The organism is Burkholderia metallica (assembly GCF_902832845.1).
In the GTDB taxonomy this organism is placed as follows: Bacteria; Pseudomonadota; Gammaproteobacteria; order Burkholderiales; family Burkholderiaceae; genus Burkholderia; species Burkholderia metallica.
In genome coordinates this window covers 219,931-234,101 of sequence record NZ_CADFDB010000008.1, presented here as the reverse complement: position 1 = coordinate 234,101, position 14,171 = coordinate 219,931, and the positions used below count along the sequence as shown (strand labels likewise).

Below are 14,171 nucleotides of genomic sequence, written 5' to 3'. Positions count from 1 at the left end.
CGGATATTGAGACAATATGCCGATGAATTAACGGCAACGGGAACGCGGACATGTCGAACGGAGAACTCGATCGCCTGGATCTTTCGATCCTCGAAGCGCTGCAGGAAAACGCGCGGATGCCGCTGTCCGAAGTGGGCCGGCGCATCGGGCTGTCGCAGCCCGCCACGTCGGAGCGCGTCAAGCGGCTGGAAGAGCGCGGCATCATCGCGGGCTACGGCGCGCGGATCGACCCGGCCGCGCTCGGGTTGGGGATGATGGCCATCATCCGGCTGAAGACGACGCACGAACATATCAAGCCCGCGCTGCGCGCGTTCGCCGAGATGCCGCACGTCATCGAAGTGCACCGGATGACCGGCGACGATTGCTTCCTGCTGAAAGTGCTCGTGCCGACACCGGGGCAACTGGAAACCCTCATCGACGCGATTGCCCGCTTCGGCGCGGTCACAACGTCGCTGGTGCTGCGCTCCGAGCCGGCCAAACCGATCGGCAAGGCGCTGCTCGGCTGATACGCGCGTCGAATTGCCGGCGCGTCGCCGATTGCAATGATCGCAACGATCGAGCCGATTGAATTGCCGATGAAAAAACGCCGAATGCGATGCGGCGATTCCGAATCCGGTCATTAAAAAAACGACGTCGAATCCGTCATTCGCTTTAACCGTGCTTGACCGCACACGAGCGAAAATCCCCGCTGTTTAGCACGCGTCGGCTAAAAACCTTGCAACGCATTGCATTCGCAAATTCGTCAGACTAATATCAACGCCACTCGTCGCGCATTCACGAAATGCGAAATGAGGAGTGGCCATTTTTCTGCCACGTTTTCATGTTGAAACGCTCATGTTCACCACAGGAGGATTCACATGCAGGATACTCAGCAGATCGAATTGCTTGACTGGATGCAGGAAGACACGCATCCCGAGGCCGTCGACATGATGGTCGAGGACGCCGTGGTGCCGTTCGGCACCGCGCTCTGGCCGGTCTGAGCGGGCCAACCGTTCTCGCGGAAGGGCTGCGGCCCTTCCGCCGTTTCCGGAGACACGCATGCTGAACCTGCACCGCGCGCTGGGCTTCCACCCCGCGCTGCGCGACAAGCTGGCGCGCGGCGAATCGGGAAAACTGCTGGTCGGCCATGACATCCGCAACCGCGACATCGCGTTGCGCGCCTTCTCCGCCCTGCCCGATTCGCTCGACGCGACCACCCTCTGCCTCGAAAGCACGCCGCCCGCCGACATCGCCGCCGCGCTCGATCGCGCCGATCTGTTCGTGCTGCTGTACGACTCGTCGTGCCTGCCGAAGCCGTCGCCGAGCGGCCCGCCGTTCCTCGCGGCGATCCGCCCCGCGATCGTCGAGCACTGGAGCAAGTCGGTACTGTTCAAGGATTACGGCCCGCATCTCGACGAGGCGTTCGCCGAATCGCTCGACGACATCGCCGCACGCAACGGCCGGCTGATCGACGCGGCCTCGCGCGCGTCGCAGATCCGCTTCGTCGACGAAGCCGGCAACACGCTCACGGGCTCGCTTGCGCCCGACCAGAAATGGACGAGCGTGGACGGCATGGGCAACCTCGACGTCGTGCCCGGCGAGATCGCGACGCACGTGACCGACCTCAACGGCTCGGTCGTGTTCAGCGGCACGTTTCTCGGCACCGTGCCGTTCGCGATCAAGTACAAGGTCGTCGAACGCCTGGCGACCCTGCGCGTCGAGAACAGCACGATCGTCGATTTCGACACCGACGACGAAGGCTTCCGGCGCGATTTCTCGACCTATCTCGACCGGCATGCGAATCACCGGCGGATCGAGGAATTCGGCATCGGCACGAACCTCGGGATTCGCGGGCTGTACGGCCGCAACGCGGGGTTCGAGGAACGTCATCCGGGCCTGCACCTCGGGCTCGGCGGCGGCGAAAACGGCAGCCACCATCTCGACCTGATCTTTGCGCGCGGCACGCTCGCGCTCGACGAACGGATCGTGTTCGACGGCGCGTTCGCCGTCTGACGACCCGGCCGCGGCGGCCTCAGGCTTCAGCGGCCTGCGGGCCGCCGAGCCACTTGTACATCACGAGGCAGTCGACGAAGCCGAGCCGCGCGTGACGATACGCGCGCGGCAGGCGGCCGACGATGTCGAATCCGAGCTTCTGCCACAGCGCGACCGCCACCTCGTTCGTCGAGACGACCGAGTTGAACTGCATCGCGAGGAAGCCGCGCTCGCGCGCGACCTGCTGCGAGTGTTCGCACATCAGGCGCGCGACGCCGCGACCGCGCGCGTCCTCGCTCACCATGTAGCCGCAGTTGCTCACGTGATTGCCGGGCCCCGCCGCGTTCGCCTTCAGGTAATACGAACCGAGCAGCACGCCATGCTCTTCGGCGATCCACGTGCACAGCGGCGCATCGAGCCACAGTGCGCGCGCCGCGTCCTGCGTCGGCGCCGGATCGAATGCATAGGTTTCCTGAGCAGCGACGATCGCGCGGTAGGTCGGCCAGAAGCGCGGGAAATCGTCGTCGGTCATCGGGCGAATCGTGATCATGCGGGGTCTCTCGTGATGGAAATGTCGGCAGCCGGGTCAGCGATCGTACCGTGATTCACGAACGGCCGCCGCCTCGTTGCGCGGCGCTGCGAGCAACGTGCCGCACATTGGCTCGCACATCGGCACCGTCGGCGGATTCGCATGCGGCGGCAGCCGGGCGGGCAACACGCGGTCGAATGCGTGGCTGTGCGCGCGACGCACTGCGGACGCTGGCAGCATCAGCGCCGGAACAGGTGGCGGTGACGGCGTGACGATGCCGCAGTCACGCACCACGAACGGGACCGTGGCTCGCGACTTCCCCGATTGGGCTCAACGTGCATGCGGCGCCACCGGGCCGGCTTGCCACGAAGCGACGCTATCTTGCGAAAACCAGACGTTTATTTTTTTCCGTCGCAAGCGGCCGTCATGATCTCCCTCAAGCCCCGGCGCGCCGCCGGGGCGCCCCCACCCTCGAGGAGACATCATGAAAAGAAGGTACACCCTCACCACCCTGGCGCTGCTCTGCTGCGTCGGCATCCAGTGCGCGACGCCGGCATTCGCCGAAGAGCCGAAGAAGGTGGCGTTCGTCGACACGGGCAACACCGGGCGCAGCGTGATGGCCGAAGCGATCGCCGGCCAGTTGATCGCGCAGCGCCATGCGCATGTCGCGGTGATTTCGCGCGCGGTCGACGAAGATCCGTACGACGAAAAGCCCGAAGAGAACGGCGTGATCCTGATGAAGCGCCGCGGCATCGACACGTCCGCGCACAGGTCGGTGCAGTTGAACGCTAACGACGTCCGGCATTCCGACGTGATCCTGACGATGACCGACAAACACAAGGAAAAGGTGCTCGCGCTCTATCCGTCGGCCGCCGGCAAGGTATTCACGCTCGCCGAATATGCGTCCGGGAAGCACGTCGACGTGCCCGACGCGTGGGGCAAGCCGATCGACTTCTACGAAGCGGTGACCACGCAGCTCGACACCTACATCCCGGCCGCACTCGACAAGATCGCGACGGCTGCGCCGGCGAAGCAGTAATGCCGGCAGAACCTGTCGGCTCGCCGCGCGCAACGCGCCGGCGCCGACAGGTTCGTCGTTCACGTCGTTCCGCCCGGACACGCCACCCACCGCACGCGCCCGCCATCGGGCCATTAATTGTCTGCGTGGCGATGGAGTCCGCTCGACGCCCCCGACAATCGCGCGACCGGCCTGATTGCGCTGCGCACGGTCGCGCAAGCGTACGGCCCGCTCGGCACCGTCGCCGCCGAAGCCGGCATCCGCCGCGAATCGCTGTATCGCGTGCTGCCCCCCAACGGCAACCCGACGCTGAAAACCCTGCTCGTGTTGCTCAAGCATCGGCACGCGCCTATCCGCCGTCCCGGCGCAACCAGCGCACGCGCAAGACATCACGCGTCACACACAAGCAGCTCACCACCCGCTCACGGGCTGACCATCCACACCAGCAGCATCTGCGTCGGCGCGGCCGCCATCCCCGCCGGCGGATGCGCGAGCGTCGGCTCGACCGCCAGCGCCTGCGCAATCGTCGCCGCGTCGTCGACGGGCGTCGTGCGCACGATCGTCATCAGCCGCGCCGGCCGGTGCAGCGTCTCGCGATACAGCGCGCCGTACCACAGCGGTCGCAAGCCGAGCGCGTCCTGCAACACGTACGGATAACGCCACAGCCGCAGCACGAGACGGCTTTCCGGCCGGCCCGGATCGACGCGGACGAACACGCGCCGCGTGCTTTCGCCGTGCGTGTAGCGCGGCAGCACCGGCAGCGTGTCGGCCGGCGCCTGCGGCAACAGCCAGCGCAGCGCGGTGGCCGGCGACCACGGCGTCGCGCGCTGCCAGCCGGCCTGCGCGAGATGCCGGTCGAGCGTGTCCGACGTCGCGCTCCATTGCAGCGGCAGATATTCCTCGCGATCGCCGCCGATCTCGGTGCGGCGCAGCGGCACGCGCAGCCATCCGCCGTGCAACCACTGATCGACCGTCATCGCGACCACGTCGCCGACGTGCGGGCGCGCCGCGCGATCGAGCTGCCATTGCGCGGGCACCGTCCATACGCCGGCCGTCGCGAGCACCACCGCCACCGCGACGACCGCGCCCCTCGGCTGCACGTGCTCGCGCACGCGCCAGTACGCATACGCACCGGCCAGCAACGCGAACCAGGCCAGCCCGAGGCTCCAGCCGCCGAGCAGGCCCGACAGCCACGTGTCGCCGACATACAGCCGCGCGAAGCCGCCGAGCACGATCCACAGCACCACCGCCGTCACGACCGGAATCCGCCATCGCGCGGGCCGGTCGCGCGCGAGCACCCAGCCGAGGCCGCTGCTCGCGAGAATCGCGAACGCGGCTTCGGCATCGGGCAGCGGCACGTGCAGCGCGCCGGGCGGCAGGCTCGCCGGCGTCGCGCCGGGCACGCCCGCGCCGAACACCGGCACGAGCACGACCGCCACCCCCACCGTCGTGAGCCACCACGCGGCCGTCAGCCAGCAGCGATGGATCATCAGCCAGACGAGAAACGCGGCCGCGACGATCAGCCCCGTATCGTGTCCGTGCAGCACGGCCAGCGCGCGCATCGCGGCATCCACCGGCGGCGTGCGCAGGTTCTGCAGGAACGCATACAGCGCAATGTCCGCATGCATCAGCGGATCGTTCGCGACGACATCCTGCACGAGCCCCGCGAACAGCCACACGCAGCCGACGAACAGCAGCGCGAACACGGGCACCGCGCCCGGCAGCCCGCGCACATAGGCGATCGCGTCGTGCAGCCGCGCGCCGAACCGCGGCCAGCGGCGCGCGCACGCGTGCACGCTTTCGACGAACGCCCGTCGCAGCAGCGGCCAGCCGCGCCGCAGCGCGACGCGCACGCCGACCCACACGAGCGCGACCAGCGCCGCGACGACCAGCAGGATCGCGGCGACCCGCACGCTGATCGCCGCGGCCAGCGCGGCCGACGCCCCGAACAGGATGCCCGGCGCGACGTGCACGGGCGCCCAGACGAGCGCCGACACGACGTTGACCGGATAGAACGACCGGCGCGGCAGCGTCGCGCAGCCGACGACGACCGGCACGACCGCGCGCACCGGCGCCAGAAAGCGCGCGAGCACGATGCTCTTCATCCCGTGACGCAGCACGAATTCCTCGCCGCGCGCGTACGCGGCCGCATAGCCGAAGCGCGCCCACGCGTCGCGGATCATCCCGCGGTAGCGCCGCCCGAGCTCGTAGCTGATTCCGTCGCCGACCACGGCGCCGACCGCCGCGACGCCGATCGTCGTCCAGCCGTCGAGCGCGCCCGCGCCGATCAGCGCGCCGGCCGCGAACATCACGGCGCCCGCCGGCACGATCGTGCCGATCAGCGCGATCGCCTCCGCGCAGGCCGTCACGAACACGATCGCGAGCACGAGCAGCGGATGGGTGCCGATCGCGCCGATCCATGCGTGGATCGTGTCGCTCATCCTCCGCTCCAGGGCGGGGCGAACGCGGGGCCGGCAATGGCAGGGGGAGCGTTCATCGTGAGAGGCGCGCGCTCGCGCCGGCGTGGCGGATCAATCGAACTCGTGCTGTCGCGCATCGGCCTCGAGCGGCGCATCGTGGTAGCCGACCGTCGCGATTTCCTGCAGATAGCGCGCCAGAAACGCGCCGATCGATCCGGCGGCCTCGTACTGATGCACATGGCGGAATTCGTGGGTCAGCAGGCGGCGCGTATCCTGCCCGCGCAGCACGTACACCACGTGACCGAGCGTGAGCCCGATCGTCCCCGGCGACAGCAGCCCCGTGTCGCGCGCGATCGCGGCGAGCGAAGGCGTCTCGGGGAACGGCATGCGCTCGACGGTCACCAAACGAATCCGCTCCGGTTGCGCGACGCCGACCGTGCGCGCGTCGTCGGCTTGCGCGGGCGTCAGCGGCGCGCCCTGCGCGATCCCGCGTGCCGCCTCGGCTTCGGCCCATGCGACGGCGGCAGGCAGTGCGGACGGCAGGACATCGGCAAGATCGATCATCGCAGGGCTCCTCGGGGCGGAAGTGGCATCGGGCACCAGTTTAGTCCCGATTCGGGACGGTTCGCGGCGCGGCGCGCGACGCACGGCGCCCGCCCGCTCCCGCCACCGCGGTCATCGGGGAATACCCGGATTCGCGCCGGCTGCGCCGCGTATCTTTCCCGTCGATTATTTCGCTTCAGTACACATTCAGCGCTCGTTCGCGTCGAAAATTTCCCGGATGTGTACCGTTTTCGGATTCGGCGGAATATATTGGTCAGAAGAACGGCCGCGGCAATCGCCGCACGACCGTGCGCGGCGCCATCCCGAAGAGGATCGCTCGATGATCAGGGTAATTCTGGCTGACGATCACGCAGTCATGCGGGACGGACTGCGCCACATCCTGGAAACGGCCGGCGGTTTCGAGATCGTCGGCGAGGCGAGCGACGGCGCGGCCACGCTCGCGCTGGCCGAACGCGGCGCCGCCGACGTGCTGCTGCTCGATCTGTCGATGCCCGCGCCGACCGGCATCGAGCTGATCCGGCTGGTGAAGCACCACGCGCCGTCGCTGCGCACGCTCGTGCTGACGATGCATGCGGAAGCGCAGTACGCGGCGCGCGCATTCAAGGCCGGCGCCACCGGCTATCTGACGAAGGACAGCGCAGCAGCCGAACTCGTGGAGGCCGTCGGCAAGGTCGCGGCGGGCGGCGTGTACGTGAGCCCGTCGGCGGCCGAAAGCCTCGCGCTCACGTTGCGCGCGCCGGCCGCGGTGCTGCCGCACGAGCGGCTGTCCGCGCGCGAACTCGACGTGATGCGCCGCATCGTCGCCGGCCAGACCGTCACGCGGATCGCGGCCGAACTCGCGCTGAGCGCGAAGACGGTCAGCACGTACAAGACACGGATTCTCGAGAAGATGGCGCTGCCGCACGAGGCCGCGCTGGTTCGCTACGCGGTGCGCCACGACCTCGACCCCGGCGGCGACGCATGACGGCCGCCTTCCGCGTCCCGCCCTCGCCGCCGGACGACGTGCCCCCGGACGCGTCGCGCCTGTTCATGTCGTCGCTGCCGCCGGGCCGGCGCGAACGGCGGCTCGCGCTCGCGACCGTGCTCGTCTCCGCGGTGATCTTCGCCGCGCTGGCGCCGTTCGCGGGCCGGCCGCTCGCGCCGGGCGGGGCGTTCATCCCCGTGTACCAGTCGGCGATCGTCGTCAACGACATGGTGACGGCCGGCCTCCTGCTCGGCCAGTACGCGATCCTGCGCCAGAGACCGCTGCTCGTGCTCGCGGGCGGCTACCTGTTCACGGGCTTCATGGCCGGCACCCACATGCTGACCTTTCCCGGGCTGTTCGCGCCGACCGGCCTGCTCGGCGCCCGCGACCAGACCACCGCGTGGCTGTACCTGTTCTGGCACGGCGGCTTTCCGCTGGCGGTCGCCGCGTACGCGCTGCTGCGCGCGACCTCGCGAACGACTGGCCCGACCGTGGCCCCGCAGCGCCGCGCGGCGATTCCGGTGGGGCTGTGCATCGCGGCCGCAAGCGGCGCGACGGCCGCGCTCGCGCTGCTCGCGACGGCCGGCCACGACCTGCTGCCGCGCATCATGGACGGCAACCGGATGGCCGCGACGATGACGAACGCGATCACGATCGTCTGGGGGCTGAACCTGGTTGCGCTGATGCTGATGTGGCAGCGGCGGCGGCGCCAGTCGGTGCTCGACCTGTGGGTGATGACGGTGCTCGTCGCGTGGCTGTTCGACATCGCGCTGTCGTCGATGCTGAATCACGGGCGCTTCGATCTCGGCTTCTACGCGGGGCGCGCATACGGCCTCGTCGCGTCGGGCGTCGTGCTGTTCGCGATGCTGTTCGAGAACGGCCGGCTGCATGCGCAGACGGTGCGCGCGCTGGCCGGCGCACGCTTCCAGCATCGGCTCGTCGTGCAGCAGAGCGCGCAACTGAACGATGCGAACGAACGGCTCGAACAGCGCGTCGCCGCGCGCACCGCGCAACTGAGCGCGTCGAACCGCGACCTGCGGCGCGAAGTCGAGGACCGCGTACGCGCGGAACGGGCGCTGCAGGCGTCGCGCGAGGAATTGCGCGAGATCGCCGCGATCAGTGCGAGCGCACGCGAAGCCGAGCAGCGCCGCATCGCGCGCGAGCTGCACGACGAACTCGCGCAGACGCTCGCGACGCTGAAGAACGATCTCGAATGGCTGATCGATCGCGTACCGCAGGACGACGCGCAGCTCGCGCGCAAGATCGCGGCGATGCACGCGCTGGCGCGCGATGCGGTGGCCGCGACGCGCCGCATCGCATCGGACCTGCGTCCGCTGATGCTCGACGATCTCGGCTTCGCCGCGGCGATGCAATGGCTCGTCGAGGATTTCCGGCATCGTCACGGCATCGACTGCGCACTGCATGTCGCCCCGCCAGCGCTGCAACTCGACGAGCCTTACGCGACCGCGGTGTTCCGCATCGCGCAGGAAGCGCTCGCGAACGTCGCGCGGCATGCGGCCGCATCGCATGCGAGCGTCGCACTCGTGCATGCGAACGATACGATCGAGCTGACGATTCGCGACGACGGCGCGGGATTCGATCCGCGCGCGCCGCGCAAGTCGGGCTCGTTCGGGCTGGTCGGGTTGCGCGAGCGCGCGTATCTCGTCGGCGGCACGCTGCGGATCGCGACGACGCTCGGCGAGGGGACGACGGTCGAAGTGGAGATTCCGCTGTCGCCTGCGCAGGTGGCGACCGCGCAGGGCGGAGTTGGCGGGCCGCGCGGGTAGGCACCCGGCGAAGGCGACGATACGCCGTCGCCGGCCGATCGGCGACGGCGGTCAACGCGTGGATGGCGACCTCCACGCGCTCGCGTACCTGCTGTCGAACCCGCACGCAGCGGCCGGCTCCCCGTTCGTCGGCAACCGCTTGATGAAGCGGTCACCGCACGCCGTCACGCGCGCGCCGTCACCATCCCGCGCTCCGAGCGCATCCACGCGACCAGCGCGCCGATCCCGAGCAGCGCGAGACACACGATCGGCACGATCATCGGCCCGAATGCAGTGCCCGTCACCTTGCCGGCAAACGGCATCAGGTTCTGGCTGAAGAAGCCGCCGAGGTTGCCGATCGAGTTGATCGCCGCGACGCTCGCCGCCGCCCGTGCGCCGGTGAAGTAGCGCGGCGGCATCGACCAGAAGCACGGATACAGCAGCGGGATGCACGCGCCGCCGAGCACCAGTGCGATGAAGCGCAGCGGCGTCGACGGCAATACGAGGCTCAGCAGGAAGCCGAGCGCGCCAAGCGCCGCGACGATCGCGATCGTGCGCAGGATGCTCTTCGCGCGGCGCAGCTTCGCCGGCAGCCACAGCAGCAGCAGCACGGCGAGCGCCCACGGCAGCATGCTCAGGAAGCCGTTCGTGCTGCTCGACACGCCGAACGACTTCACGAGCGTCGGCAGCCAGTACGTCACGCCGTACAGCGACGTCGACATCAGCATATAGGTCGCCGCGAACAGCATCACGCGCGGATCGAGCAGCGCCTTCCACGGCTGGCCGTGCTCGGCCTTCGCGGGCTTCTCGCGTTCGAGCGCGGCCTCGACGATCTGCTTCTCGCGCTCGTCGAGGAAACGCGCGTCGCGCACCGATGCGGGCAGCACGCGGAACACGACGATCGCGACGATCACCGCCGGGATGCCCGTCGCCACGAACACCCACTGCCAGCCCGCGAGCCCCCACACGCCGTTCAGGCTCAGCAGCACGCCGCCGACCAGCGAGCCGAGCATGTTCGCGAGCGCGCTGCCGAGCGTAAAGATGCCGAGCACCTTCGCGCGATAGCTCTGCGGAAACCACAGCGTCAGGTAGTAGATCACGCCCGGATAGAAGCCGGCTTCGGCGATACCGAGCACGAAGCGCAGCGCGCAGAACGCGGGCATCGACGTCGTGAAGCCCATCAGCACCGTGATGAGCCCCCACGTCAGCATGATCCGCGCCAGCCACACGCGCGCGCCGTAGCGATGCAGCGCGAGCGTGCTCGGCACCTCGAACAGCAGGTAGCCGATGAAGAACAGCGACGACGCGAGCCCGAACGCGGCTTCCGTCATCCCAAGGCTGTGCACCATCTGCAGCTTCGCGAAACCGACGTTCTGCCGGTCGATGAACGCGATCAGGAACATCACGACGAGGATGGGCATCAGGCGCCGCGCCATCTTCGACATGATGCGCTGTTCTTCGGCGGACGCGGGGTCCAGGGTGTCGGTAGCGTTCACTTCAGGCTCCTTGCGTGAATCGGTTGTATATCGGTTGAATCGGCGCCGCCCGCGACGCTTGCACGGGCGCGACGGATTTCGATGAAAGGAAGCGGCGGCATCAGCCCGACCGGTAGTCGTCGAGCATCGGCGCGAACATCTCGTGCCACGCGCGCGGCTTGGCCTTGATCGTGCCGGCCAGGTACAGGAATTCGACGTAGTCCATCAGCTGGTTCGGCAGCACCGAGAAGCGCGTGTCCGGCGCGGCGAGCATCCGCATCACGTCGTCGTGCGACACGCCGACGCCCGACGACGCCGCATAGAGCGCGGCCGCCGCGCGCGGGTCCTGCGCGATCAGGCGGTTCGCTTCGTCGAGCGCGCCGAGAAACGCGACGGCCAGCGCGGGCGCCGTATCGACGAGCCGCTTCGGCGCGAACACGACGTCGAGCGTCATCGGGCCGAGCACGTCGACCGAATTCACGACGCGGTGGATGCCCGGCTCGCGCAGTTCCAGCGTCGAGAACGGCGGCGACGTGAAGTGCGCGGTCACGCCGTTCTCGCGGCGGATCAACGCCTGCATCGCCTGCGGATGCGGCAGGTTCACGGTGATCGAATCGAGCTGCGCGAAATGCGCGGGGCCGAGCTGCCGGCTCGCGACCATCTGCAGCACGACCGCCGACAGCGACGTGCGGATGCCGGGCACCGCGATCCGGTCGGCGCGCGTGAAGTCGCGCAGCGACGTCAGGCCCGGCCGGTTCGCGTTCAGCGACAGCGACGTGGTCGACAGCCCGCTGATGCCGATCACCTCGACGTTCGGAATGCCGCGCGCCCGCGCCCACAGCTCGATGAAGCCCGGCGCGCCGGCCCCGGCGAAGTCGAGCGTGCCGGCCATCATCGCGTCGTTGACGGAATTGCCGCCGTCGAGCAGCACCCAGTCGACCGCCACGTCGCGCACGCCGTGGCGCGCCGCGTGCCGCTCGAACAGCCGCTGCTTCTCCATCACGAGCAGCGGCAGGTACAGCACGCCATAGCCTTTCGAGATCCGCACCGTGAGCGGCTTCGCGCGCACGAACGCCGGCGCGGCCAGCATGCCGAGCCCGGCGGCGAGCAATGCGCGGCGGCGCGGCGACGTCGTCATGCGCGCGCCGCCGTACGACGGGCGGCACACGGCCACGCGCCGGCCCGCGTCGCGCGACGCCGCGCGTTCGTCGTGCCCCTGACTTGCTGCATGTTGCCGTCTCCTTGAATATTTCTGGTATTAATGCCGTCCTTGCGTACTGCATCCGGCTCGACACAGGTTATCGACCGAGTCTGAGAAAATGCTGACATCCCGCCCCCGGGAAAACCCCTAACCACCCATCTGCGAAACGGCACCATGCGCATTCTCGTCGTGGAGGACGATGCCGAAATCGGCGCGGCGATCCGCAGCCGCCTCGCGCGGCTCGGCCACGCCGTCGATCTCGAAACCGACGGCGCGACCGCGAACGGGCTGCTGCGCGTCGAGCGCTTCGACCTCGTCGTGCTCGACGCGAACCTGCCCGGCATGGACGGCTTCTCGGTATTGCGCCATCTGCGCGCATCGGGCAGCACGACGCCGGTGCTGCTCGTCACCGCGCGCTCGGCGATCGACGACCGCGTGAGCGGCCTCGGTCTCGGCGCCGACGACTACCTGGTGAAACCGTTCGATTACCGCGAACTCGATGCGCGCGTGCAGGCGCTCCTGCGCCGCAACAGCGGCCACGCGAACGACGTGCTGACGCTCGGCGGCCTCGTGATCGACCGCAGCAGCCGTCTCGCGGAACTCGACGGCCAGCCGCTGTCGCTGTCGCGTCAGGAATTCGCGCTGCTCGAAATCCTCGCGAGCCGACCGCAACGAATCTTCTCGAAAGACGAACTACTGAACCAGTTGTTCAGCTTCGGCAACGAGCCGACCGCGAACGCGGTCGAACAGTACGTGACGCGCGTGCGCAGGAAGCTGCAGGGCAGCTCCGTCGAGATCCGCACCGCGCGCGGGATGGGGTATCAGATTGCCGCGCACTGACTGGTTTCCGAAGACGCTGTTCGGGCGCACGCTGCTCTTCATCGCGCTCGTCGTCGCGACCGGCGCGCTCGCGCTCGCCGCGATCGCGCGCTACTACGCGGGGGTCGCCGCCGAACGCGCGTACGACCAGCTGCTCGCCGGCGCATCGATCCAGGTCGCGGAAAACCTCTACGTGCAAGGCGGCGTGCTCGCGCTGAATCCGCCGGTGGCCGCGCTGTCGACGCTGTCGCGCTACGACCTCGTCTACTACAAGGTCGTCGACTCGCGCGGCATCGTCGTGGCCGGCTACCACGATCTCGCGAGCCCCGTGACGCTCGCCGCCGCGAAACAGGGGCCCGCGTTCGCGACCGGCCTGTACCAGGGGCACCGGGTCCGCACCGCGACCATCGCGCGCTACATGCCCGAGGAGAGCACGCCGGGCTGGGCGCTCGTCACCGTTGCGCAGACCACGAATGCGCGCCAGCAGCTCACGAACGACATGAGTTTCAAGGTGTGGACGCTGATCCTGCTGATGAGCGTGCTCGCGATCGGCGCGAGCGGCCTCGCGATCCGGCGCGGCCTGCGCCCGCTCGCGCAGATCGGCGCGATCATCGCCGCGCGCGACCCGGCCGACCTGCGGCCGGTGGCCGTCGACACGCCGAGCGAGATCGACGCGATCATCGGGTCGATCAACGGGCTGATGCACCGCCTCGCCGAGCGGATCAACGCGATGCAGCGCTTCATCGCCGACGCCGCGCACCAGATGCGCACGCCGCTCGCGCGGCTCGACGCGCAGATCGAGCTGCTCGACGGCGAAGCCGATCCCGCCCGCCACGCGGCACGGCTCGACGCGCTGCGCGCGACCAGTTCGGACGTCGGGCGGCTCACCGGCCAGTTGCTCAATCATGCGATGGTGATTCATCGGACCGAGGCCGTCCCGCTGCAACCGGTCGAACTCGTCGCGCTCGCGAAGGAGGTGCTCGGCCGCACGATTCCGCTCGCCGGCGAGCGCGATGTCGCCGTGGCATTCGCGAGCGACGCGCCGCATGCGTGGATCGACGGCGATGCGATCAGCCTGCAGGAAGCGCTGTCGAACGTGCTGCACAACGCGCTGCTGCACGGGCATGCGGACGACATCGTCGTGTCGGTCGCCACCGCGCATCACGCCGACGGCGCGGTCACGCTGACCGTCACCGACAACGGCCGCGGGATTGCGCGCGAGCACTGGGATGCCGCGCTGCAGCCGTTCGTGCGGATCGCGCCGGACGGCAGCGAACGGCGCACCGGGTCGGGCCTCGGGCTCGCGATCGTGCAGGAAGTGATGAAGGCGCATGGCGGGCGCGTGGGGTTCGCGTTTCCCGACGCGGGCGGGTTTTCAGTGGTGCTGACGTTTCCGCGCGCGGCGCAGCGCGATGCCGGGAACGCGTGAGCCGACCGTGAGCGT

At 69.1% G+C, this 14,171-nt stretch carries 13 protein-coding genes and 1 pseudogene; 9 read left to right on the top strand and 5 right to left on the bottom strand.

The annotated features are described in order from the left end of the window. Positions 1-50: 50 nt before the first annotated feature. The 3 genes from HWX08_RS22655 to HWX08_RS22650 all read left to right on the top strand — a co-directional run bounded on the left by HWX08_RS22655 (position 51) and on the right by HWX08_RS22650 (position 1,992). On the top strand, positions 51-506 hold the full coding sequence (locus tag HWX08_RS22655) for an Lrp/AsnC family transcriptional regulator (protein ID WP_069259238.1): 456 nt from the start codon (positions 51-53) through the stop codon (positions 504-506). Between the two features lie 351 nt (positions 507-857). Beyond that, positions 858-980 (top strand): hypothetical protein, encoded by a 123-nt coding sequence (locus tag HWX08_RS34625; protein ID WP_006766865.1) that lies wholly within the window; start codon positions 858-860, stop codon positions 978-980. Between the two features lie 58 nt (positions 981-1,038). After that, complete coding sequence (locus tag HWX08_RS22650) at positions 1,039-1,992, top strand: CgnE/CgnB domain-containing protein (protein ID WP_069259237.1); 954 nt, start codon at positions 1,039-1,041, stop codon at positions 1,990-1,992. Between the two features lie 19 nt (positions 1,993-2,011). On the opposite strand, the gene HWX08_RS22645 is transcribed toward HWX08_RS22650, so the two are convergent. Next, complete coding sequence (locus tag HWX08_RS22645) at positions 2,012-2,521, bottom strand: GNAT family N-acetyltransferase (RefSeq protein WP_069259236.1); 510 nt, start codon at positions 2,519-2,521, stop codon at positions 2,012-2,014. Positions 2,522-2,984: 463 nt separating this feature from the next. On the opposite strand from HWX08_RS22645, the gene HWX08_RS22640 reads away from it, so the two are divergent. Beyond that, on the top strand, positions 2,985-3,539 hold the full coding sequence (locus HWX08_RS22640; RefSeq protein ID WP_069259234.1) for an arsenate reductase/protein-tyrosine-phosphatase family protein: 555 nt from the start codon (positions 2,985-2,987) through the stop codon (positions 3,537-3,539). 141 nt (positions 3,540-3,680) lie between these two features. Then, positions 3,681-3,951, top strand: a pseudogene (locus tag HWX08_RS34430) (helix-turn-helix domain-containing transcriptional regulator); the annotation flags it as partial. Here HWX08_RS34430 and HWX08_RS22635 read toward each other — a convergent pair. Together HWX08_RS22635 and HWX08_RS22630 are read right to left on the bottom strand one after the other, a co-directional pair. Further along, the gene (locus tag HWX08_RS22635) at positions 3,941-5,959 is read right to left on the bottom strand and encodes an LssY C-terminal domain-containing protein (protein ID WP_174922889.1); all 2,019 of its coding nucleotides are present in this window, start codon (positions 5,957-5,959) and stop codon (positions 3,941-3,943) included. The pseudogene HWX08_RS34430 and the gene HWX08_RS22635 sit on opposite strands and share 11 nt — an antisense overlap. A 90-nt stretch (positions 5,960-6,049) precedes the next feature. Beyond that, entirely contained in the window at positions 6,050-6,502 is a 453-nt protein-coding gene (locus HWX08_RS22630; protein WP_174922890.1) for a hypothetical protein, read from the bottom strand. Between the two features lie 319 nt (positions 6,503-6,821). On the opposite strand from HWX08_RS22630, the gene HWX08_RS22625 reads away from it, so the two are divergent. Then, the gene (locus HWX08_RS22625) at positions 6,822-7,466 is read left to right on the top strand and encodes a response regulator (RefSeq protein ID WP_174922891.1); all 645 of its coding nucleotides are present in this window, start codon (positions 6,822-6,824) and stop codon (positions 7,464-7,466) included. After that, positions 7,463-9,253, top strand: a complete 1,791-nt coding sequence (locus HWX08_RS22620; RefSeq protein WP_174922892.1) for a sensor histidine kinase — start codon at positions 7,463-7,465, stop codon at positions 9,251-9,253. Before HWX08_RS22625 ends, HWX08_RS22620 begins: the two co-directional genes overlap by 4 nt. Positions 9,254-9,417: 164 nt before the next feature. Here HWX08_RS22620 and HWX08_RS22615 read toward each other — a convergent pair whose 3' ends face one another. Together HWX08_RS22615 and HWX08_RS22610 are read right to left on the bottom strand one after the other, a co-directional pair. Then, positions 9,418-10,728, bottom strand: a complete 1,311-nt coding sequence (locus HWX08_RS22615; protein WP_174922893.1) for an MFS transporter — start codon at positions 10,726-10,728, stop codon at positions 9,418-9,420. Positions 10,729-10,828: 100 nt separating this feature from the next. Then, complete coding sequence (locus tag HWX08_RS22610; protein WP_174922894.1) at positions 10,829-11,845, bottom strand: ABC transporter substrate-binding protein; 1,017 nt, start codon at positions 11,843-11,845, stop codon at positions 10,829-10,831. A gap of 237 nt (positions 11,846-12,082) precedes the next feature. Here HWX08_RS22610 and HWX08_RS22605 point away from each other — a divergent pair, with 237 nt between their 5' ends. Then, complete coding sequence (locus HWX08_RS22605; RefSeq protein WP_069259228.1) at positions 12,083-12,748, top strand: response regulator transcription factor; 666 nt, start codon at positions 12,083-12,085, stop codon at positions 12,746-12,748. Continuing rightward, positions 12,735-14,156: a sensor histidine kinase gene (locus tag HWX08_RS22600; protein ID WP_069259227.1), complete on the top strand. Its 1,422-nt coding sequence runs from the start codon at positions 12,735-12,737 to the stop codon at positions 14,154-14,156. Before HWX08_RS22605 ends, HWX08_RS22600 begins: the two co-directional genes overlap by 14 nt. Positions 14,157-14,171 lie beyond the last annotated feature (15 nt).